The organism is Novacetimonas hansenii (genome assembly GCF_014843995.1).
In the GTDB taxonomy this organism is placed as follows: domain Bacteria; phylum Pseudomonadota; class Alphaproteobacteria; order Acetobacterales; family Acetobacteraceae; genus Novacetimonas; species Novacetimonas hansenii.
Window position 1 is genome coordinate 2,051,141 of the sequence record NZ_CP062147.1, and the last position, 22,505, is coordinate 2,073,645.

The window sequence follows — 22,505 nt, forward strand, 5'->3', positions numbered from 1 at the left end:
ATATATTTTATTGGCCATATAGCAGGCCATCCTGACAACCAAGCGCAGATCACGTCAGGTGTATAAGCCGCTTTTGCCGGATGGCAGACCATTTGCCGCGCTTGTCTATATACGAATATATATAGACACTCCCACCAGACAAAGTCTTTCGTGCTCAATATCGCGTGAAAAGTCCTTTTGACGCAGGGTGTTATGCGCTGTTGGCAAACCTTTTCACACTATATGATATAGGCTTAGGCCCTTGTCCGTCTGCCGGGACTATCTGCGGCCCATGGCGGATCATGCGATGCTGGACTGTCATCTTGATCATACAGGCACACAGGATCATGGCGCCCGGCAGGGCACGAAGGCAGTATCAGCCAACAACCACGATCGGGGGGATAGACGTGGCCGATACGCAACATATCCCCTCCATCACAATGATTAATAGGCACACGCGCATTATCATAGGTTATGGGCATGCAGTTTATTTACAAATCATATCGACATTTTTATACTTCTATGAAATCTAACATATTTTCATCTACTTTGCTGACATGCGAACCTGATCTACCTCCCCTCCCCGTGTTTGCACGAATTCCATCGTCTGGTTACACCCACGTTTTTGTTGCGACAAAGTTATGATGGGCCGACCATTCCACCTGCCAAGGACGTATCGCATGACCAACCAGAAACGTGCCCTGTTCGCCGCCATGTCCGGCTATGCGCTTGATGGTTTCGATCTGCTGATGCTGGGGTTCATTCTCACACCACTTGCAACGGCGCTGCACCTGACGACCGCGCAAAGCGGATCTCTTGTAACATGGACGCTGATTGGCGGGGCGCTGGGGGGATCGGTCTTTGGAATCGCCGGGGATTATTTCGGTCGTGCCCGGGTTCTGAGCATTTCCATACTGGTCTTTTCCTTCTTCACCTTCCTGTGCGCGTTCTCGGTGGGGTTCAAGGATCTTTTCATCTATCGTTTCTGCGCTGGAATCGGGCTGGGATGTGAATTCGGCGTGGGCATGACGCTCGCGACCGAGGCCTATCCACGTGAAAAACGCGCACGGATCGCGTCCTATGTGGGGATGAGCTGGCAATTCGGGGTTTTATTTGCTGCCCTGCTTACCCCTTTCCTGCTGCCTTATGTAGGATGGCGCGGCATGTTCATCATTGGGGGCCTGCCTGCGGTGGCGTCGTTCATGATCCGGCGCACAGTCCCTGAATCCCAGGCCTTTGCCGAAGTCAAGGAAACGGGCATACCGCATTTCCCGCTGAAGGCGCTGTTCCATACGGTGGAAAGCACCAAACGCAGCCTGGCCATACTGATCCTGAGTACAGTACAGAATTTCGGATATTATGGCATTATCATCTGGGTGCCGTCCTATCTGATGAAAGTCTACCACTTCACACTGAATGTATCAGGGATCTGGACGGCCGTTTCAGTATGCGGCATGATCCTTGGTGTCTGGGCCTTTGGCGAAATTGCCGACCGGATCGGGCGTAAACCAACCTTCCTGATCTATCAGGTCGGGGCCATTGTTACCGTCCTGCTTTATACAATGCTGCGTACCCCAACCGAACTTCTGGTGGGGGGATTTGTATCCGGCATTTTCATTAACGGCATGATGGGGGGATATGGTGCCCTGATTACCGACCTGTTTCCAACCTATGCCCGCAGTACTGCACAAAACGTGATCTGGAGCGTGGGTCGGGCGCTGGGTGGTTTTGGGCCGATGTTTTTTGGGGCATTACTGGTTTACATGTCGTTTGATACTGCGCTTAAGGTACTATCTGGCATCTATATCATCGACCTCATCACCACCATCTTCCTTATCCCCCGTAACAGCGACGCACAGAATGCTGATCCCGACTGACATTCGGTCGGGGGTATATTCATTCCTTTGCGCTGGTGTGCGTGGCCTCATACTCGCGGTCGATTATGGCCATCATCCTGTCCGCGAACAGACCTGCCGCCACCGGTAATGGTGAAGATGCATGGACAAACAATCCAAGTTCACTGCGTATCGGCATATCCCCCTGCATCAGCGGCACATGCGCCAGAAGACCCTGACGAAGTTCAGGCTCGATACCAATCCGCGTCATGAATGCAACACCCAGACCACGTAACACAAGTTGTTTCATCAGGTCGATCGAACCGGATTCATATTGTCCCCAATCCTCCATTCCTGCCTTGAACAAAAGAGAATGAACCTGTTTGCGGTTGGCAAAATTTTCTTTGGGAAGGATGATTGGGTGTTCTGAAAACTCACTTATATCTACGATTTTTTTCTGGACCATGGGACTTTGTGGCAGGATGACGGCCCCAAGCGGAAATTGCGCGACATGCATTGCATGTATCTCCGGCTGGCGGGGCACTTCAAACGCCAGTCCCAGATGCACATCCCCATTGACGATGGCTTCCGCAATGGCATGAGTATCAATGATCCTTACCCCCACGGTAATTTTCGGATAATCCTGTGCCATCTGCGTGATCGTATCCGACAACAGGCAGGCACAGGTTCCCGCAACAGTGGCGATTTCCACATGCCCCGCACGCAGCCCACGTAATTCATCAAGTCGCGACGCAACCTGTTCCGCATCACGCAGAACCGTACGGATATGTGCGGCCAGCAATTGTCCTGCCTCCGTCAGGCGCAATCCTGATGAGAGGCGCAGGAAAACAGGAGCGCCAATTTCCTCCTCAAGACGTAAAATCTGTCGGTTTACCGCAGATGACGCGATATTCAATCGCCGTGCAGCCTCGCGTATCGTGCCGGCCCGGCAGACCGCATCGAAATAATGCAAGGAAGCCGCATGTATCCTAAGGCGATTCCGTTTCATGGCGTTTTCCATTCCACATCCGGCAAAGGGAAACCCTACCTGATACTGCGTATGGGAGGTGATGCCATTACAGCATCATGATGCTCTATATTATGATCTATCGCGCACATCCTCACCAGCGATAATATCCTTTTTTCGTAATGATTTTCATGTTGTCAAGTAATACCGCGCAGGTTCCCGATATCCAGAACGGGCATCATGAACAAAATGGGAAAGCAGATCCGCCATGGCGCATACCATACAGCACCTTTCCCATGATCTGTATCCTGAACCGGGTCAGGAACATGCAACAGGCGTCCCCGCCCCCGCCTTTCACCCGACAGTCGCAGAAGAGGACGCCACGGTCCTGTCCAACATGGCGGTCAATGCACAGTACTGGCATCTGGTGATACAGGCATCCCCCCTTGCCGCGGCCGCATCCCCGGGTCAGTTCTATCAGTTGCAGTGCCCACCTGCCCATGGGGCAACACCCTACCTGCGCCGCCCGATGAGCCTGTACGGCACGGACCCGGCGACGGGACAGATCCAGTTTCTGTATAAAGTGACAGGCAGCGGCACACGGGGCCTGAGCACGCTGGTCCCATCCGATACCATCAGGATTCTGGGACCGTTGGGAAAAGGATACGATCTTGCCGGACACCTGCGCCATATCGTCGTAATCGGGCGCGGCGTCGGGCTTGCCACACTCGCACCGCTGGCCGAGGCTGCGCACATGGCTGGCATTGGCGTCACCGCCATTCTGTCGGCCCGCAGTCCTGAACTTATTGTATCGGCAGACCGATTTAACATGAAAGGCATGTCCGTCATCCCGGTTACGGATACGCAGGGCAACAGCGATCCGGCCTGGATCGAACAGGCATTACGCGGGCTGATCTCGGCGGATCGGTGCGATGCGCTTTTCACCTGTGGGTCTTCACGCCTCCTGCACATGCTACGGGCACTTGCGGTTGAATTCGACCTTCCCGGACAGGTCGCGCTGGAACAGCAGATGGCATGTGGGTTGGGAATGTGTTTTTGCTGCGTCCGCGATTTTGCGTCGGCCCATGGGACTGTGACAAGGCGTGTCTGCCTTGACGGTCCGGTCTTTGACATCAGGGAGACACTGGCATGACGGACATGTCGGTCATGATCGGCAACCTGCGCCTTGACAGCCCCGTGATGCCGGCTTCGGGCACATTTGGCGACGGGCTGGGCCAGGTCATGGATATCCGCAGGTTGGGGGCCATCGTCACCAAAACCATCACCCGTGAAAGACGTGCCGGCAATCCCCTGCCCCGTGTCGCTGAAACCACGGGGGGCATGCTGAACGCCATCGGGATTCCTTCATGTGGCGTCGAGGATTTCATCAACCGGACGCTGCCACATTACACCCAATGGGGTACGCCACTGATCGTTTCCATATCTGCCCCCGACGCGGCGGGGTTTGCAACACTGGCCCGCGCCGTCAGTATTGCAGGCGTCGATGCAATAGAGGCCAATATCTCCTGCCCCAATATCGAGGCTGACGGCAAGGCTTTCGCCATGGAGGCCAACGCCACCACAAAGGTGGTTGCGGCGTTGCGTGCAGCCACAGACCTGCCCCTGTGGGTAAAACTGACCCCGAACTGCCATGACATGAGCATGATTGCCCGCGCGGCGGAGGCGGCGGGCGCCGACGCGGTGGTCGTTGCGAACACCATCCTTGGCATGTCCATCGACACCCGCACATTCCGCCCGCGTCTGGGCAATGTTATGGGCGGCCTGTCGGGCGCGGCGATAAAGCCGATCATACTGCGCCAGACATATCAATGTGCCCGCAGCGTGGCCATTCCGGTCATTGGATGCGGTGGCATTACAACCGCAGACGATGCGGTGGAATACATGCTGGCTGGTGCTGTGGCCGTACAGGTGGGCACGGCCTCTTTTATTAACAGTCTGGCCATGACCGATATCCTTGATGGGCTGGACCGGTTCTGCCACGCCCGCAGCATCACACGGGTGGCAGCATTGACAGGTGCCCTGCGCGACGCGACCAGCCCCCGCTGCTGCGATATGGACGCATAATGCAATGCATGACCACCCGATAATAAAGACACTCCCATCGCACATGACCAGCCTTACGCCGTCCATCCTGCTCCCCGACAGCCTGAAACTTGCGCAGAACATGTTCGAAGAACTGCGCCTGCAGGGGGCTGATGGCATCGGCATCACCCGACTGGCCTATACAGAACAGGAAAATGCGGCACTTGGGATCATTGCGCGCCATGCGCGTCAGATGGGACTGGACACTGCTTCTGACGCGGCAGGAAACCTTGTCATCTCCCTTCGGGGGAAAGATACGTCCCTGCCCGCCCTTGCCTGCGGTTCGCACATGGATTCCGTGCCACAGGGCGGCAATTACGATGGCGCGGCCGGTGTCATCGCGGGCGTTATCGCGCTTGCATCACTCCATGCACGAGGCGCGCGGCCACATCGCAACCTTAGGGTCTATGCTCTGCGGGGAGAGGAAAGCGCGGCCTTTGGCAAACCTTACCTCGGGTCGTCAGCTCTGTTCGGACGACTGGGATCGGCAGACCTGGCATTGCGCCAGCATGGTAGCGGCCGCCCGTTAGGGGAGTGCATGCGCGCCTGCGGGATTAATACAACCGCAATCGCGGATGGGAGATGCCTGCTTGATCCGCACACACTGGCTGGTTGGATTGAACTGCACATCGAACAGGGCCCCGTTCTGGACACATGTGACATCCCGTTAGGCGTGGTCAGCGCCATCCGGGGCAATTTCCGCTATCCCTCCATTACCTGCATGGGTGAAAGCGGGCATTCAGGCTCTACCCCCCCTGCCCTGCGACACGATCCCGTTCTGGCGGCAGCGGACTTGCTCTCGACCATGGAAAAACACTGGCAGGCACATCTGCGCAATGGGGAAGACCTGGTCATGACAAGTGGCTGTATCGGCACCGATGCACGAACACACGCCATCGCCAAGATCGCGGATACAGTGTCATTTTCCTTTGAAGCCCGCAGCACATCATCTGGGATGCTGGAACGCTTCCAGTCGGAATTCCTTGCCCAGTGCGCCCGAATTTCTGCGCAGCGTGGCGTCCGGTTCCAAATGGGACACAAGGACACGACGCCCCCGGTGCAGATGGACCCGCAATGGGAAGCACGGCTTTGCACAATCATGAAGGCACAGGGCGTTGGCTTCATGCAATTACCCAGTGGGGCGGGGCACGATGCGGCAGTTTTTGCAGCCATGGGAGTTCCTTCAGCCATGATTTTCGTGCGTAATCAGAATGGTTCCCACAATCCGCGAGAAGCCATGCGGATGGATGATTTCATTTCGGGTTGCGAAACACTGACCCGCATGCTCATAAACTTCATGTAACGATAAAATTTATTCGATATGAAGCTGTTTTTACACACGGATGGGTAAGACATATCATGGATCTGGATATCAGCGGACGTCGGGCACTGATCATGGGGTCCAGCCAGGGACTGGGGCTTGCCTCCGCACAGGCGCTGGCATGCGAAGGCGTTGATGTCATTCTGACGGGCCGGTCCACAGCACGCCTTGAACAGGCGCGACAGTCCGTGCAAACGACGCGGACGCAGGTAGATATCCATACCGTGGACTTTTCCGACCCCACGCAGGTCGAAACATTGCTGGGCCTTATACCGACATTGGGTATCGATATCGTCATTACCAATTGTGGTGGTCCACCAGCCGGTGACATTTCCGCCGTGGATGCACAAGCCTGGCGCGCGCAGTTCGAAACGATGGTCAATGTTCCCATCCAGATTGCACAGGCGGCCCTGACACATATGCGCCAGCAGACATGGGGCAGGATCATCAATATCGCCTCTTCGAGTGTTGTCCAGCTCATTCCCCAGCTCGGGCTATCGAGTGCATTGCGCATGTCGGTCATTGGGTGGGCCAAGGCCCTGTCCATGGAGGTCGCGGCAGACGGGATCACCGTTAATTCCGTTATTCCCGGACGCATCCATACCCGTCGCGTGGACCAGATTGACCGCGTTACAGCCATCAGCCGTGGATGCACACCACAGGATGTGGCCGCAGCATCGCAACAGGCCATTCCCATGCAACGCTATGGCCGTGCAGATGAATTTGCGGATGCCGTGGCCTTCCTCGCCAGCAGAAGGGCATCCTACATCACCGGTAGCACGCTTCGTGTCGATGGTGGCCTGATCCAGACCATGTAGTTTTGGAAAAATAATGATTATAAAATACTCTTGGAAAAATTTCCAAAAACCACCCCATTCATAACTATAAAGGGGAATGATAATAGGTCATTTTAAATTATAGGGCATCTTCCATTTGCGCGTTGTCGGCAACGATATTGCGCGTAAAATCGTCGTACCTGATTATATATATGAACAGGCAAAAGCAGACATTCCCGCATCTTCTCACTTTCCATTATGGAGAGCCCGCATGGTATGGAATAACCTCCCGACTGTTCCCGCCTCACTTGATACACGGCAGCAGCTTGCATCCATTTTTCGCATCCTGAACCATTTCCGCTTTACGGACCTGATTCATACCCACTCCTCCGCACGGATCGAGGAAACGGCGGATACGCTACTCATCAACCGTTATGACCTGCTGTTTCATGAGGTCACGGCCACCAACCTGGTCGAAATTGATGAAGAGGGGCAGCGCAAACACGGCAATGACCATCTGCGGGTGAATTTCGCTGGCTGCAATATTCACAGCGCCATTCACAAGGCGCGCCCGGACGTAAAGTTCGTGATCCATACCCATACCCGTGCCGGCGCTGCCGTTTCCGCGCAGGCCAAAGGCCTGTTGCCCATCAGTCAGCAGGCAATGATGTTCCATGATGCCGTGGGTTATCATGATTTCGAAGGATTTGTGCTGTCACGTGAAGAGCGCACGACGCTGGCGCGTGACCTTGGGATGAACAAGGCGCTGATCCTGCGCAATCATGGCCTGATCGTCGTGGGACGTACTGTGGCGGAAGCTGTAAACCGGATCTATAATCTGGAACGCGCCTGCGAAATCCAGATTGCAGCACAGTCGGGGAATACGCCACTGGTGGTGCCCGCACATTCCATACAGGCTCATCTGGGCGCACAAGCGGATGCACAGGTCCAGCTTGATATAGAACAGATGGCATGGGAAGCCTGCCTGCGCCTGATTGAAAATGAGGGTACGGACTATCGCCTCTGACATACGATGCGGCCATGATCGTATATTGACATCACCTATCGGGCTGTATCCGATGGGTAATGTCAACATGATCCGGCAGGTGTTTTTGCGGAAGACGAGAACAAGAAACTTTTATTGTTTTTCTTGACAGGTTATTTTCAAAATATTCCTGAGCATCAATACATATGGTAAAAGGTTGTATTTAAGTGAACCTGAGGCAGCTGGAAATCCTGAGGGCGATTGTGCGCTACAATACCACCGTGGCCGCAGGCCGGGTGCTGGGGCTGTCACAACCCGCGATTAGCAACGCCCTCAAGACCATGGAAGAACAGGTTGGTTTCTCCCTGTTCCAACGTAGTAATAATCGTATCTTCCCCACCGAGGAAACGAAAATCCTCCTCAACGAGGCTGAAACGATCTTCGAAATCCATAAACGCATTGAGATGCGCATTGAAGATTTGAAGAACAACCGCATCGGGCAATTGCGCCTGGTCGCGACCCCTCCCCTAGGCTATGGTGTCGTTGCAAAGGCAATCCAGCAGATCCAGAAAAAGAAGCCCAACCTCAAGGCTTTTTTTGACGTGCATCGTTACGAGGATGTCATAGAATATATCCTGAGCCACCGGTCAGAAATCGGGTTTGTCATGGGATTTGCCGAACATCCCGGCATTGTATCACAAGTCGTCTATAAGGGGCATATGGTGTGCGTCATGCCGCCCGAGCACCCACTCATGAAACTTTCGGTTGTCACACCCCAGGATCTTGTCAGGCATCGCTTTATCGCGCTGGAACACGGAACGAAACTGGGCGATGCATTGCGACATGCCTTCAGACAGTCAAAACAGGACCTGCATTTCGCGGTGGAAGTGCGCTATGGGCTGACTGCATGCGCGCTTGCCAATGCAGGGGTTGGCGTGGCTGTAGTTGATCCCCTGACAGCGGATTCATCACAATATTCACTGGCGCAACGACCATTCGTTCCTGAAATTTCGGTCATGGCATCTGTCGTGTGGGCAGAGAACCGTTCCCTGACGCGCGTAAGCCGACAGTTCATCAGGGAAGTGGAAAATATTGTTCATGACCGCTGAGCATGTTGCGGTTCTTCCGGCGCACGCGCCTGACGCAATCCCATACGCCCCATGGCCATTGCCAATGCCTCGATCGTAGGTTCCATCACCGAAATGCCCAACGCAGTTTCAAGGATGGGACAGAAATGCGCCATACCCGCACATCCAAGGATGACGGTGTTTGCCCCTTTGTCCATCAACTGCCGACCTGCCTGAATCATGCGCGCCGCGACAGCAAGGGTTGCCGCACTTTCCGCACTGGCGTCAATCGACTGGCTACCAACATAACGTTGCGTCAGCCCCATCATGCGTATGATCCGTGCCTGCCTTATGCATGACAGGGGCGATAACGCAATGATGCCGAATTTATCACCATGCGTCAGGGCATGCAAAATCGCGCTTTCACCGCATCCCAGAATGATACGACCTGTCCCGGCATGCTCTTCACGACTGCCCAGCAGGCCAGGATCGCTGAAGCACGAAATGATGTAGGCATCGGCGGGTTCAGTGCGGATTTTTTCCTGAACAAGCACTGCCGCCCTGTCCGCATCGGCCTGCGTTGCAATACCCAATGGTCCTTCGGGCAGGCAAATGACATCAATGTCGTGCGCAACAATGCCACGCATCCCAGCAATCCCCGCCTCGATTACATCTGTCACCTTTGCTGAGGAATTGGGATTGAGAATCAGGATACGCCCACGTCCATTCATGTTTTATCTCCTGAAGGAAACCGTCATCCATCGGACAGAGTGCCGAAATATTTTATTGACCACAGGTCTATGCAACCGACCTTTAATGAAAAAAGACCGGCTTTCCTGTGGCCTGTCCAAGAACCTGATCCTCACGCATGACAATACGGCCCCGAATAACGGTCGCATGCGGCCACCCGTGACAGGAATAGCCATGAAACGGCGTCCAACCACATGGGGATGTAATCCAGCTTTCCTCGATTGTGCGTTTCTTCTTCATATCGACAATCGTGAAATCAGCATCATAATCCAGGGCAATCCGCCCCTTGTTGATTGCGCCATAAACCCGTGCAGGCCCATGCGCCATAAGCTGCACCATACGCGCAAGCGACAGTCGCCCGGCATTCACATGATCAAGCATGATGGGTAGCAGTGTCTGCACCCCGGTCAGACCGGCCGCAGTCGACGGCCACGGGCGTTCCTTTGCCGCACGCGCATGGGGGGCATGATCCGACCCGATACAATCGACATGACCTTCGTTGATCGCCCGCCACAGGGCGTCATAATGCTCGCGCCCCCGGATGGGCGGATTCATAACCGCATATCCTCCGTGCGTATCATAAACTTCCGGCCCAATCTGCGTCAGGTGATTCACCAGGACTTCTGCCGTACAGATGTCACGATAAGACTGAATATATTCAATTTCCTGCATGGTGGAAACATGCAGGATGTGGGTCGGGCGTCCTGTCCTGCGCGCCAGAGCCAGCAGCCGGCGCGTGCCAAGGAATGCACATTCCACATCCCGCCATTCACTGTGCATGCGATGGGGCTGTCCTTCGGTGAACAGTTTGCGCCTTTCCAGCAGCCGGTCATTATCCTCTGAATGATAACATACACGCCGGGTGCCGCTGCGCATCAGGGCCTCAAGGCCTGCATCATCGTCCACCATCATGTTGCCCGCCATGAATACCTTGATGGCACAGACGTTGGGTTGCAGTTCCAGGTGGGACAAGGCAGGGATATTGTCGTGTACGCCCCACACATACATCCCGATATCACACCATGCCTGATCCGCCACAAAATCACGTTTGCGATCCAGTACCGCACGCGAGGTCACAGGTTCCAATGTGTTGGGCATATCGAACACCGTGGTGATCCCCCCAAGGATCGCCCCGCGTGTGCCATCATGTATCGTCTCGACCGCCGGGTTTCCCGGATCACGCAGATGTACATGAGGATCAATAAGCCCCGGCAGGATGACAAGATTGGAACAATCCATGACCGTACGCCCCATGGAGGGGGAAATATTTCCTATGGCTGCAATACGGCCATCGCGGCATCCGATATCACATTGGTGAAGTCCATCGATCTGAACGTGACCGTTTTTCAGTATAAGATCATATTCAGTCATGGAAACTCCCACTTTTTATTTTAAAGTCAGGCTCTATCTTCATTTCGATTTATCAATTTTACGAAGATAAAAACAGTTCCGGTCTACTGTCCCCTGTCCAATGGTGGCTGACAGCCAGGGCACCAGAGAACCCGGTCATAAGGCTGCACCAAGCGGTGCGATTTTTATTCCGCCTTGGGCAGTTCGATGCCAACCTGGTCCACGATACGCCTGTACCACTGTGGACGGCGATGCAGGTCAAAGTTGAACATTTTGGTGCGTCCCTGCAGGCACATGTCCAGATCACAATCCGCAACCAGCACTTCATCTTCCAATGTGCTGGCCTGTGCCACTATGACCCCGTTCGGGTCAACGATACAACTCCCACCGATCAACGCCGCCCCGTCTTCGACACCGGCTTTTGCCACAGCGACAGCCCAGCACGCATTCATGTAGGCATTACCCTGTACGGCAAGCAAGGCATGAAACGTGCGCAGTTCCGGGCTTTCACTATTGCCACCATTAGGGTCATAGGCAGCGGAGTTATAACCTACACACAACAATTCCATTCCCTGCAACGCAAGGCAACGCCATGCTTCCGGCCAACGACGATCGTTACAGATCAGCATGCCTATACGGGCATCTTCCCAAGCCTGTGGTCCCTGAAAGACGGGGAATCCCGTGTCACCATATTCAAAATAGCGTTTTTCAAGCTGCTGAAAACGTGAATTTGGCCTGGGTTCAACCGAACCGGGCAGATGGATTTTTCTGTATTTCCCGATGATCTCCCCTGTTGGCGCGACAAGGATGGACGTATTGAAACGCTGCCCCTCTGGCGTCTGTTCGGCATAGCCCACGTAAAAGCCAACCCCCAGTTCACGGGCACGCTTAAAAAGACGTTCTGTTGTATCCGAGGGGATATGTGCTTCAAAATATTCCGCCAATACACTACCATCAAGCAGTATCCGCGGGAAAAACGTCGTAAATGCAAGTTCAGGAAATACGACAAGTGTCGCTCCCTGCTGTGCGGCCTGTTCCAGCAACCCGATCATGCGGCCCAGAATGGACTGACGGCTATCGGTGCTCTGGTTTCCGCCCATCTGCGCGGCCGCGACACGTATAACACGGCTCATGCCGTTCTCCTGTCTTCAAAAAACAATGTAATTCCAACATTGTGTCGAAACAAACCAGAGTTCATCGGGTAGCAGAGAATCCAGAATGCCGCCAATCAGGAAAAGATCCATCGTATTCATGCATCTTATTGCTACCCTTTCTTTTATGAATACGTTCCCTTCCCCCTTATGACCGGAAAGCGCCGTATCCATTCATACTATATGCCGATTGATATTCCCTGCCCCATAGGCTGGCACAATAGGGCATGGGCGTGACATACGATCAGAAATGGATCCCCATCTGTACCGCAACCGTAAATCCGGCCCCCATGAAGTAAGTTGGGGTGCCAGTCGCCCCAACAACGGCTGTATTACCGACATTTTCATGGCTTTTGGCCGATGCCATGACACCACCGATCCCAGACAGGTAATGATTATCGCCCAGATTAATGAAGTTTACCTGCAGTGTCGGCTTCTGCAGTCGTCCGTAAGACGGAAAGCGATAGCCAATGGACATGTCGGCATGTACCTGCGAGGGCATCTGCTGATCATTCATGAAGGTCGAATATTGTGTTCCGATATATTTAAGCGCGAAATTCCCGAAAAAGTGGGAGTCATCGTAGGAAATACCCACGGAACCCTGAAACCGTGGGGAGGCCACAGCTTCCTTGCCCTTGGTCGGCAGGTAGTTATCCCCAACCTTGAAGTTATCGCCCAATCTCGTATACAGATATTCAAACGAGACATATGGGCTGAAGTGATAGAATGGGCGTGTACCAAATTCCACATCGACACCACGCGATGTCTGTCCGCCAACATTGATGAAGGTCGAAACCGGTGACGACCCGATATAAGTCTGTGATGCGATCTGCCGATTGGTAAAGTTATAGTTGAAGAACACGACAGATGCCGTAAATGTCTTGTCCCGATACCGGTAGCCAAGTTCCTCCTCGATGGAATATTCATCCTTCGTCTTGCCACCGCCAAGCTGCGTTGCCGCACCCGTGTTGGGGTTGTAGATGTCAAAGAAGCTCATGCTCAACGGTGGCCGGAATCCGGTTGTGCCGTTTACATAAATCTGGTGATGGGAATTGATCTGATAATGAATGGAAACACGCGGAAGTGGCTGAAAACTGTTGCCACTGACGACATACTGCGTGTTCGGCATCTTGTCCGTCCCACGCCGATCAACCATCATTGCCTTCAGGCCAGCCGAAATTTTCAACTTGTCATTAAGAAGGGAAACAGTATCAGCAAGGTAAAGGCCATTGGTCTGTTCCACCACATTATAATCCATTGCACGCAATGGTTTACCATTGGGCATACGGATGGCATATTCGTTGCCCCATGTCGCCGCAGCCAACCCATTTGAACCAACAGCTGTAAAATCAGACCAATAACTGAAATCACCATATTCATACCAGTTACCAAAGATCAGTTCATTGATCCCGGTCTTGTAAGTCCATTTGGTATTGAATCCGACGCGCCACGGCGTATCTGTGCTGCGCTCGCCCACCACTGCCGATCCATCGACAGTATTGGGAAGGGCGCTCATGCCCGTGACCTTTTCAGATCCGTAATAGGCATATCCAGATGGCAATGTCTGACCTGCAATCGTGCCACCCCACCCATGCCACAGATAGGGTTCCGCATTGAAATGCCACTGCTTGTTCAGCTTTAACGATATAGGGAGGCCAACATTGATATCGTCCCATGGATTATGGTTTAACTGCCAGTAGTTTTTATTATACGATGCCGAGGCCCCCTTTACAAAAGTCGGGTTATAATAATTAGATGTCCCCTTGGCATTCCATTGCGCCAATGTCGGTTCGTAATATTGAGACAGTTCCTGATCCGCCCACGAGAACACGGCGGCAACACGATTACCATCGCCCCATTCCTTCGTAAACTTAAGATCAATATGCTTGCGGTTATCAGTTCCTGGTCCCGTCCAGTGCTGATCGTGGAAGTTCGAAAACGATACCCATCCCTTGATGCCAGTATTGCCAATATACCCGGTATTCAGGCGGATAAACTGCTTACGAGACATCCATGTGCCAAACATGGCCTCGGCATACCCCCCCATCTTGTCGGTGGGATCTATGGACTTATATGCCACCTCTCCGCCCAGGTCAGAAAAGACAGGGGTATCAATGGCAGAGGACCCCTGCGATACATGGGCTTCTGCCAGATTCTCGGTGTCCAGCAACTGTGATGCAAAAACCTGCCCGGAATTGATGTCATTTTGTGGTGTGCCATCAACTGTAAAGGCAATTTCCTGCTGGTTCAGGCCACGCATTGTCAGCAGAGAATGATTTGTGACGCCAAACGGGTCTGATGCCCCGAAATTTACACCTGGTGCATTCTGGATCATCTGCATGACGCTCTGTGCGCCTGCCTGCTTTTCAATATAAGAACGCGAGACCGTGCTGATTGCCCGCGGATCCGTATGATAGGACATCTGCCCACTGGCCAATGCGGGTTGCCGGTTGCGGCTGACATTAATGGTTTCGGGCGTTTTCTGCGCTGTGATCCCTGTCGGCTGCTTTGCCGCGGCAGCTCGGGCCGTAGAGGAGTGTTGTGTATCGCCCCCCGTCACGCGTGTAAGCTGCCCGGCAGCCTGCGCTTCGCTGATATGCGGGAGCAAGATAAAAGACACAAGCGCTGTATAAAGAAAATACGTATTCTTGGTCATTATTTCTTACCTCGCCACCAGAATGAAAGAAGGCCAATGAATGGTTTCAAAGCCTCATATTGTTCCTTTACGATAACGATGTGCCGAACAGATTTCCAACAAATCATGAAGTCGAAACGACCACTCACCACGAGAGAAAAGAAGCATAAAATGACATGATAAACAGTCATTTACTGCCAATATCCAACAGATACATATAAACGATCTTTATGATCCATATGTTTTTATGATAGCTGAAGGATGCCTGTTCGCACCTCTTGTAAAATGGATGCACAGCAGCGACAAAACATATGTCGTATGTACAAAAAAAATCATATTACGCATATATTTATTGAACTTATTTGTTTTATTTTAAATATTGTGTTAAAAATTAAACTATATAAATATTTATAAGTTATTTACGATATGAACTATAAATGAATTTTATTTATGAAAACATACAGAACATGAATGTTTTTAATTATAATAAACATCGAATTTTATTGTAAATATTCTTGCATCTTATGCTGTATTCTTGTTGCTGCCATCATTCCCATATGACATTTCGTACTGATCTGGAAATATAAGCATACTCTTCCCATAGGGCTATACCTTCCCCGCCCTCGAACGGTCGGGGATAAATCTCGCTCACAGACACTGGCAACGCAACTGTTCATATCAGGACGCAACGGTGGTCTTTGGACGCTTTATATTCCCCCTTGTCTCTTATTGTATGCCGCTGGGACGACAAAAGAACTTTGATCAAAGAGGGATATGGATAGGGGCCAGAAAATCTTTCAAAAAAAAATGCCACCCTTTAAAAGGTGGCATTTATAAAACTTCCATTGTCATTTATGAAAATGAAAATCACCCTACATCGTGCTTTTCCTGGCTGCCCATCCAGCAAGCGCCGTCATGGCTGTATCCAAATCCTTAAGCGTCACATCAAGAGTAATATCCCTGCCGCGTAGTCCGGTGAACCGCAGATGTGCAGTTTTTCCATGCGCAAATTCAGCCAACATCGCATCGGAAAGCGCGGGGTGGTTCGCAATACACTCCGTCCCCATGCAGGTCATCCATGACAGCGGGATCGCCACACCCCCATCCACTGCAATTGTCGCAGGTTTGCCCAGTGCCAGCCCCTGCGGCAATTCCACCATCAACGTATACGGGCCGAGCGTAGAGGTCCCCGTTACACGTTCTCTGGTGAATGTCACTGCCCCCATCACAATCGGCTGTTTCCGTGCATTCTGCACAACCAGTCGCTGCTGTATCGTACATAATGCCGGACCATTGGTACCCCCATGTGGATACATGCAACGGGCAAGCCATGGGCCAGATGTCTGTGACAGGGTTTCCATGGCGGGTGCGGTCGGCGCGGGTTTCGCGCCTACTGCCGTCGGGGATGCAGACGGCGTTGCTGCCACGCTACTGGCCCCGGCACCTTTCGCAGAACCCGAACGCGCCCGATCAGCATGCGCCACACCCCAGCCAAGAAGACCCATGGCAAGGACAACGACCAGTGAGGTCGTTTTTTTCATAATTATCCCCCAATCCTCTCCAACCTATCCTGCCTGTGGGTCACAAGGTGCCCATGGACCGGGAAAGATCAGAATTTCACCCGGATATTCCCCGTCAGCCCGCTATCCACCGAACGACGACCATACTGACCGATATAGGACAGACCGATATCGAGAACCCGGCTCAGCTTCGCACGCAGGCCAAGCTTGACGACTGCGGTATCCTGGGCCAACGGCACACCGGCAACCTCGAATGTGTCACCGCCGGACATGAAGGCTTCACGCGCAGTCGGCATGGTCAGGCCGAACGCATGGCGATATCCCAGCATTGCATTGGGCATCAACACAACACCACCGGCATTGAAGCTGGAAGAGAAACGCGCCCCGAAAGTGGAATAAGTCACCCCGGTATCAAGCGCACGTCCCGCAAGCGCAGCGGCACCGCCATGTTCGGAAAAACGGTCCGTATGCAGGTTAACATAGGCGATATCGGCAAAAGGTTCGATCCCAACCGGCCCCGCGTCAAGATGATAGCCAATATCCCCAAACGCCTGCGCTGTGCCGCCGTTATAACGGCTGCTCAACCGATCGGAAAAGCCGGTAAAGCGCGCATTACGGGTCATGGACAGCATATCCCACGTATAGGTCGCCCCCATCCGCAGCGCCAGACGTCCCCAATGCGTCCCGGCATATCCACCAAGGCTGACATTGCTGCTGTGCCCATAGGACGAGACCCCGGAACTGTCGAAAGTGGAATGTCCATATCCAACCAGCCCACCGACATGCCAGCCCAACACCGGCGCATCCGCCCCCAGCACGAACCCACCAACAGAATGCCCCATGCCTGACGCATTCCCGTCGCCCGCATTATGCCCGAACGATCCATAGGCCTGCATCCACAATGCTGCATGTTCAGACCTGCAGGCCCCGTCGGTCCGCTGTCCATTCGCAGATGCCGTTTTCATGCCGCTGGCTGCACCGCGCTCGCAATCCGCGCCACGCAGACGCTCTATTGCCGCATCGCGAATGTAATAGCTGTCCTGAATCAGCGCGGTACGGGCAGATGCATGCAGTTCGCCCGACAGGCCGTTTAGGGCATGACGTGCAGTGCTGGCATCCGTCTGGACCAACGCATTGAACAACGATCCGCTGCTAATGCTATCCATTGCGCCACCAACGGCACGTTCGTTGCGTGTATCCCCCACCGACGCGAAACTGACTGTATTGCGCCCCAGAAGCAGATAGACGTCATCCGCGCTATAGGTCAGGATCGGGTTCAGAAAAGCAAGGTTCGACGTCACGGATGCGAATTTCCCCGACACGCCATCCGTGGCACTGAGGATCGTATACCGGACATTCGTGTTCCAGCTTCCATCTGCCGTGATACTGCGGACAGTACCACCTTCCAGTGTGGCCTTACCCTGCACTGAAACCAGATCATGGCCACCATCTTCGGACAGGTTGACCACGTAATTTGAACCTGCGGCCATCGTCAGGTTCCCTTGGACGGTCAGGGTTCCCATCGGATCACCATCATTCCCGGGCGAGAGCGTCCCTCCCGAAGAAATGGTCGTGGTGCCGACCGTACCAGTGCCCGCCAGGGTGGTGCCTGCATCCGCGACAACTGGACTGACGATGCTGCCATCGACTTCAAGTGTGCCGTCAGCGATTTCGGTGCCGCCACTATAGGTACTGTCCCCTGAAAGGATCAGTGTGCCTGCCCCGACCTTGACCAGATCGCCCGGCGATGTGCCATCCGAAAGCGTACCAGATAGCGTACCCTGGCCACTGGCCACATTGACGGTGGGATCACCGTTCAGGACCAGCGCATTTGACAGCACCAGCCCATCCGCACCGAAATTGAGGGTCGTGCCCTGTGCCATGTTCAGCGCACCCGTGCTGAGGGCTGATGCGCTGGCAACCGTCAGTGCCCCCCCAGCAAGCGTCGTGCCCCCGGTGTAGCTGTTCACACCCGACAACGTCATGTTGCCCGTGCTGTCAATAACCAGCGCACCAGTGCCCGAAACCATATTCGTCAACGCACCGTCCGCTGATTGACGGAGTTCCAGGGTACCATTATCGACAATTTCGCCTGTGCCGAAACTTCCCGTCGTACCCGTCAGCGTACCGCCGGTAATCGTGGTCCCGCCGGTATAGCTATTGTTGCCCGTCAGCGTTTCATGCCCATCAAGCAGCGTCACGCCCCCCGTCCCGGCAATGGTGCCCGCGAAGCTCCCCGCCGCATCGGTCAGGGTCAGCGTTTCACCACCCAGCGCAACCGCGCCACCGCTATTGCCCGACAGGGAGGCAATCGAAGCCCCATCCGTGGTGCCGGAAATATCGAATGTGCCGCCGCTGAGCGTAACTCCGCTTGAGGCCGCGATGCTGCCATCACCCGCCAGCGCCAGCGTGCCACCGGAAATCGTGGTCTCACCCGTATAGCTATTGTTGCCCGTCAGCGTTTCATGCCCATCAAGCAGCGTCACGCCCCCCGTCCCGGCAATGGTGCCCGCGAAGCTCCCCGCCGCATCGGTCAGGGTCAGCGTTTCACCACCCAGCGCAACCGCGCCACCGCTATTGCCCGACAGGGAGGCAATCGAAGCCCCATCCGTGGTGCCGGAAATATCAAATGTGCCGCCGCTGAGCGTAACCCCGCTTGAGGTCGCGATGCTGCCATCACCCGCCAGTGCCAGCGTGCCACCGGAAATCGTGGTCTCGCCGGTATAGCTATTGTTGCCCGTCAGCGTTTCACGCCCATCAAGCAGCGTCACGTCCCCCGTCCCGGCAATGGTGCCCGCGAAGCTCCCCGCAGCATCGGTCAGAGTCAGCGTTTCACCACCCAACGCAACGGCGCCACCGCTATTGCCCGACAGGGAGGCAATCGACGCCCCATCCGTGGTGCCGGAAATATCAAATGTACCGCCGCTGAGCGTAACCCCGCTTGAGGCCGCGATGCTACCATCACCCGTCAGCGCCAGCGTACCTGCATTGATCGACGTTGCCCCGGTATAGGTCTCAGCTTGCGCCACACTCAGCGTGCCGGTTCCATCCTTGAACAGCATGCCGGTGCCAGAAACCAGATTGGTTAGCGTTCCATTCGTTGACTGGTCGATATCCAGGGTGCCGTTATCCACGATCGCACCGCTGCCGAAACTTGCTGTCGTACCCGTCAGCGTGCCAGCCTCGATCGTGGTCCCCCCCGTATAGGTATTGACGCCCGTCAGGGTTTCATGTCCCCCCGCCAGGGTCAGGCTGCCGCCGACTGTATCTGTCTGTGTGCCGAGCTGCTGATTGGCGATGCTATCATTGGTAATCGTGCCGGAAAAAGTATCCGATGCATCCGTCAGCAGCAGGTTCTGGCTGCCCAGTGACACAACGCCATTCCCAGCCAACGATGTAATCGCGGTGGAAGATGCGGCGATCGTCCACTGCGTATCATTATTGCTATCGCTGTTTGTATCCGATGTGTTGGATGCCACCGTACTGTTAAGCGAGATATCAAAAATACCATTATCCACCACACGGCTGGATGATGCTATGCTGGCCTGTGAGGATGAGCCGTCCGTCTCTCCGAGTGTACTTGCAGAGGCAAGCAATAAAGCAGTTCCACTACCGATGGTCGTCGCACCGGTATAAGTGTTCTCCCCACCAAAGATGGTGATGACAGTCGACCCTGACGTGCCGGGATTCGTGAGGGTTATCCCGCCCCCGACACCACCGCTGATCCCACCATCCACAATCGGGCCGACAACCCCGTTCACAATATTGCCACTGACACCACCGGCGAGAAGCAGTTCCGGTGTCTCCACTCCCTTGGCCCCTGCCCCGATTGTCAGGGTATTGCCGCCAAGTGCGATTGTTGCATTTGCATCATTTATGGCAGTGACGGATGCACCGTCGGATGTGCCTGAAATATCAAGAACACCGCCGGTATACATTGAGAGCAGGCTGGAAGACGCAATACTTCCATCACCCGCCAGTGCCAGCGTTCCTGATGAAATCTGTGTCGATCCGGTATAGGTATTGACCCCGGTAAGTGTCTCGGTCCCGCCCGTCAGATTCAGACTGCCACTGGTGCCGCCTGCTACACCACCATCGGCAATAACCCCGCCAAACGTGCCACTGGCATTGGTTAACACCAGCGTCTCTTCGCCCAATGCAACATTACCATTACCCGACAGGGATGCGACCGAATTCGCCTCCATGGAGGACCCTGAAATATCGAGCGTTCCGTTATCAACAACTCCGCCTGACGTTGCGATCGAACCTGCCCCCGAAAGTTCCAATGTCCCGGAACTGATCGTCGTGACCCCGGTATAGGTATTGCTACCTTCCAGCACCAGTGCCCCTGCCCCATCCATCGTAAGTCCGCCCGTGCCACTGACAGGCGCAGTCACGTTCAGGGTTGTGCCTGCATCGGGGCTAATTTCGCCCCCCCCTGTGCCAAGCATGATGCTACGGGCAGTCGTGACGTTCGCTGTTGTCTCCAGGTTCCCGTTATCCGTCAGGCTTAGGCCGCCAGCCGTATTGCCCAACGCGGAATCAGATGAGATCGACAGGCTTCCGCCATCAATCGTGGTCCCCCCCGCATATGAATTGACACCACTGAGGACCACATGCGCCCCGTCGGCCACCGTGACGGCACCCGCACCGGAAATCACACCAGAAACATCGAGCGCATCGCCCGTCCCCTTGGTAAAGGACAGCGCGGACGACGCATCATCCATTACAATGGCGTTATTCAGCGTGCCCGCCCCCCCTGACGCGATGGCGAGGCCAGAGGACGCAGCAATTTCAATATTGCCTGAAAGGGTACTACCATTTTCCAGTAACAGTGCGTTGCCGGTACCACTGGCAAGGATCGCATCGGCTTGCGTTGTGCCATCACCAGCCATCCCGCCGGTAATGGACCCCGAATTATCCACTGTATCGCCACCAACCATGACAAGGCCGACACCACCAGCACCGACACTTCCGCCTGTGCCACCCGCACCACCGGTAATCGATCCCGCATTGGCAAGAGTCAGCCCCTGCCCCATAAAGGCCACGCCGACACCACCGGCGCCACCGCCACCATTCGTGTTGGCCGCACCACTGACGGCCTGCCCCGCGCCACCGGTGCCACCTGCACCACCTGTGATGCTCGCACTGTTAGTACTGGTCGTGGCCGTGGCATTCCCACTGGCAAGGAGGTCGAGGCCATCGCCACCGCCGCCGCCACCGCCGCCGCCGCCCTCACTGGAGACACCCGCCTCACCACCGTTCCCGCCGGTCCCGCCAGTTACGACATTGGACACCGTAACACTGTCGGTCGCAATAACACCGGCCCCACCGCCGCCACCGCCGCCACCGCCGCCGTTCCAGGTGCTGTTTCCCCCGCCACCGCCACGCCCCCCCGTGATGGCGGACGTAACGGATGCGCCGGCACTTTCGATCACGCCAGCCCCGCCGCCACCGCCGCCGCCTGCGTTGAAGCTGTTATCATAAGCCGTGGTACCTGCGGAACCGACTACGCCGCCCGCACCGCCCGCACCGCTTTCTCCACTAAGGCTCAACCCGTCATGCCCGGCGCCGCCCACACCGTCGGACGACGCGGCACCCGCGCCTGCCAGCGAAGTTGCGGGCCAACCGCCACCAGCGCCGCCCCCACCATTACCGGCACCGCCCACGCCGCCATATCCAGCCGACGCCACCACCCCGCCAGCACTCTGCCCCATCGCCACATGGGGCACGCCCGTACTGATCAAGGCCGCCAGCACGGCAACCGACCAGGGCGAAGATGAAACAGCACGCGACAGGCTGGTGCCTGCACGCAGAACATGCTGCAAACGCGGATAGGAGTGTGGGTTGCCACCCGCAGGAAAACGGGTGACCCGAGCAGGAAGGGGGCTGTTATGCATCAAGACAAATCCTGGGTGGCATCGCATTGGAAATGATAGGGGGAAAACACACATTTCCAACGATATTACGTTGCAATATCGGAACGATTTACGTCCGGCACAGTCCCTGATTTCGGGACATAAATTCAGATAATTCCCTGACAGGAAAAGGTTTGTGAAAAACATG

At 54.9% G+C, this 22,505-nt stretch carries 14 protein-coding genes; 7 read left to right on the forward strand and 7 right to left on the reverse strand.

Annotation, left to right across the window (positions count from 1 at the left end):
• Positions 1–659: 659 nt before the first annotated feature.
• Positions 660–1,856 carry an MFS transporter gene (locus IFJ82_RS08890; RefSeq protein WP_192263950.1) on the forward strand — a complete coding sequence of 399 codons (1,197 nt, stop codon included), beginning with the start codon at positions 660–662 and terminating at the stop codon, positions 1,854–1,856.
• Positions 1,857–1,875: 19 nt separating this feature from the next.
• Here the strand turns inward: IFJ82_RS08890 and IFJ82_RS08895 are convergent, their stop codons facing one another.
• Positions 1,876–2,823, reverse strand: a complete 948-nt coding sequence (locus tag IFJ82_RS08895) for a LysR family transcriptional regulator (protein WP_225578598.1) — start codon at positions 2,821–2,823, stop codon at positions 1,876–1,878.
• Between the two features lie 226 nt (positions 2,824–3,049).
• Between IFJ82_RS08895 and IFJ82_RS08900 the strand changes: the two genes are divergently transcribed.
• The 6 genes from IFJ82_RS08900 (at position 3,050) to IFJ82_RS08925 (ending at position 9,075) form a co-directional block, all read left to right on the forward strand.
• Positions 3,050–3,934: a dihydroorotate dehydrogenase electron transfer subunit gene (locus IFJ82_RS08900; protein ID WP_192263956.1), complete on the forward strand. Its 885-nt coding sequence runs from the start codon at positions 3,050–3,052 to the stop codon at positions 3,932–3,934.
• On the forward strand, positions 3,931–4,866 hold the full coding sequence (locus IFJ82_RS08905; RefSeq protein WP_192263972.1) for a dihydroorotate dehydrogenase: 936 nt from the start codon (positions 3,931–3,933) through the stop codon (positions 4,864–4,866). The genes IFJ82_RS08900 and IFJ82_RS08905 overlap by 4 nt, the downstream gene beginning before the upstream one ends.
• 43 nt (positions 4,867–4,909) lie before the next feature.
• The gene (locus IFJ82_RS08910) at positions 4,910–6,187 is read left to right on the forward strand and encodes a Zn-dependent hydrolase (protein ID WP_192263975.1); all 1,278 of its coding nucleotides are present in this window, start codon (positions 4,910–4,912) and stop codon (positions 6,185–6,187) included.
• A gap of 56 nt (positions 6,188–6,243) precedes the next feature.
• Positions 6,244–7,023 (forward strand): SDR family oxidoreductase, encoded by a 780-nt coding sequence (locus IFJ82_RS08915; RefSeq protein ID WP_003619669.1) that lies wholly within the window; start codon positions 6,244–6,246, stop codon positions 7,021–7,023.
• Between the two features lie 229 nt (positions 7,024–7,252).
• Positions 7,253–8,008, forward strand: a complete 756-nt coding sequence (locus IFJ82_RS08920) for a class II aldolase/adducin family protein (protein WP_062808950.1) — start codon at positions 7,253–7,255, stop codon at positions 8,006–8,008.
• 185 nt (positions 8,009–8,193) lie between these two features.
• Positions 8,194–9,075, forward strand: a complete 882-nt coding sequence (locus IFJ82_RS08925; RefSeq protein ID WP_003619661.1) for a LysR family transcriptional regulator — start codon at positions 8,194–8,196, stop codon at positions 9,073–9,075.
• Here the strand turns inward: IFJ82_RS08925 and IFJ82_RS08930 are convergent.
• The 6 genes from IFJ82_RS08930 to IFJ82_RS08955 form a co-directional block, all read right to left on the reverse strand.
• On the reverse strand, positions 9,063–9,764 hold the full coding sequence (locus IFJ82_RS08930) for an aspartate/glutamate racemase family protein (RefSeq protein ID WP_192263978.1): 702 nt from the start codon (positions 9,762–9,764) through the stop codon (positions 9,063–9,065). The genes IFJ82_RS08925 and IFJ82_RS08930 overlap by 13 nt on opposite strands.
• Positions 9,765–9,846: 82 nt before the next feature.
• Positions 9,847–11,154, reverse strand: coding sequence for a dihydroorotase (locus tag IFJ82_RS08935; protein ID WP_003619657.1), 1,308 nt, complete (start codon positions 11,152–11,154; stop codon positions 9,847–9,849).
• A 164-nt stretch (positions 11,155–11,318) separates the two neighbouring features.
• Positions 11,319–12,266 (reverse strand): N-carbamoyl-D-amino-acid hydrolase, encoded by a 948-nt coding sequence (locus IFJ82_RS08940; protein WP_192263981.1) that lies wholly within the window; start codon positions 12,264–12,266, stop codon positions 11,319–11,321.
• A gap of 262 nt (positions 12,267–12,528) precedes the next feature.
• Positions 12,529–14,940: a TonB-dependent receptor gene (locus IFJ82_RS08945; protein WP_192263983.1), complete on the reverse strand. Its 2,412-nt coding sequence runs from the start codon at positions 14,938–14,940 to the stop codon at positions 12,529–12,531.
• 851 nt (positions 14,941–15,791) lie between these two features.
• Complete coding sequence (locus IFJ82_RS08950; protein WP_192263985.1) at positions 15,792–16,460, reverse strand: invasion associated locus B family protein; 669 nt, start codon at positions 16,458–16,460, stop codon at positions 15,792–15,794.
• Positions 16,461–16,528: 68 nt separating this feature from the next.
• Positions 16,529–22,339, reverse strand: a complete 5,811-nt coding sequence (locus IFJ82_RS08955) for an autotransporter domain-containing protein (RefSeq protein ID WP_192263987.1) — start codon at positions 22,337–22,339, stop codon at positions 16,529–16,531.
• Positions 22,340–22,505: the final 166 nt, after the last annotated feature.

Bases quoted from the DNA above. Each gene is read 5' to 3' on its own strand.
- IFJ82_RS08890 (WP_192263950.1), top strand. From the start codon at position 660: ATGACCAACCAGAAACGTGCCCTGTTCGCCGCCATGTCCGGCTATGCG.
- IFJ82_RS08895 (WP_225578598.1), bottom strand. From the start codon at position 2,823: ATGAAACGGAATCGCCTTAGGATACATGCGGCTTCCTTGCATTATTTC.
- IFJ82_RS08900 (WP_192263956.1), top strand. From the start codon at position 3,050: ATGGCGCATACCATACAGCACCTTTCCCATGATCTGTATCCTGAACCG.
- IFJ82_RS08905 (WP_192263972.1), top strand. From the start codon at position 3,931: ATGACGGACATGTCGGTCATGATCGGCAACCTGCGCCTTGACAGCCCC.
- IFJ82_RS08910 (WP_192263975.1), top strand. From the start codon at position 4,910: ATGACCAGCCTTACGCCGTCCATCCTGCTCCCCGACAGCCTGAAACTT.
- IFJ82_RS08915 (WP_003619669.1), top strand. From the start codon at position 6,244: ATGGATCTGGATATCAGCGGACGTCGGGCACTGATCATGGGGTCCAGC.
- IFJ82_RS08920 (WP_062808950.1), top strand. From the start codon at position 7,253: ATGGTATGGAATAACCTCCCGACTGTTCCCGCCTCACTTGATACACGG.
- IFJ82_RS08930 (WP_192263978.1), bottom strand. From the start codon at position 9,764: ATGAATGGACGTGGGCGTATCCTGATTCTCAATCCCAATTCCTCAGCA.
- IFJ82_RS08935 (WP_003619657.1), bottom strand. From the start codon at position 11,154: ATGACTGAATATGATCTTATACTGAAAAACGGTCACGTTCAGATCGAT.
- IFJ82_RS08940 (WP_192263981.1), bottom strand. From the start codon at position 12,266: ATGAGCCGTGTTATACGTGTCGCGGCCGCGCAGATGGGCGGAAACCAG.
- IFJ82_RS08945 (WP_192263983.1), bottom strand. From the start codon at position 14,940: ATGACCAAGAATACGTATTTTCTTTATACAGCGCTTGTGTCTTTTATC.
- IFJ82_RS08950 (WP_192263985.1), bottom strand. From the start codon at position 16,460: ATGAAAAAAACGACCTCACTGGTCGTTGTCCTTGCCATGGGTCTTCTT.
- IFJ82_RS08955 (WP_192263987.1), bottom strand. From the start codon at position 22,339: ATGCATAACAGCCCCCTTCCTGCTCGGGTCACCCGTTTTCCTGCGGGT.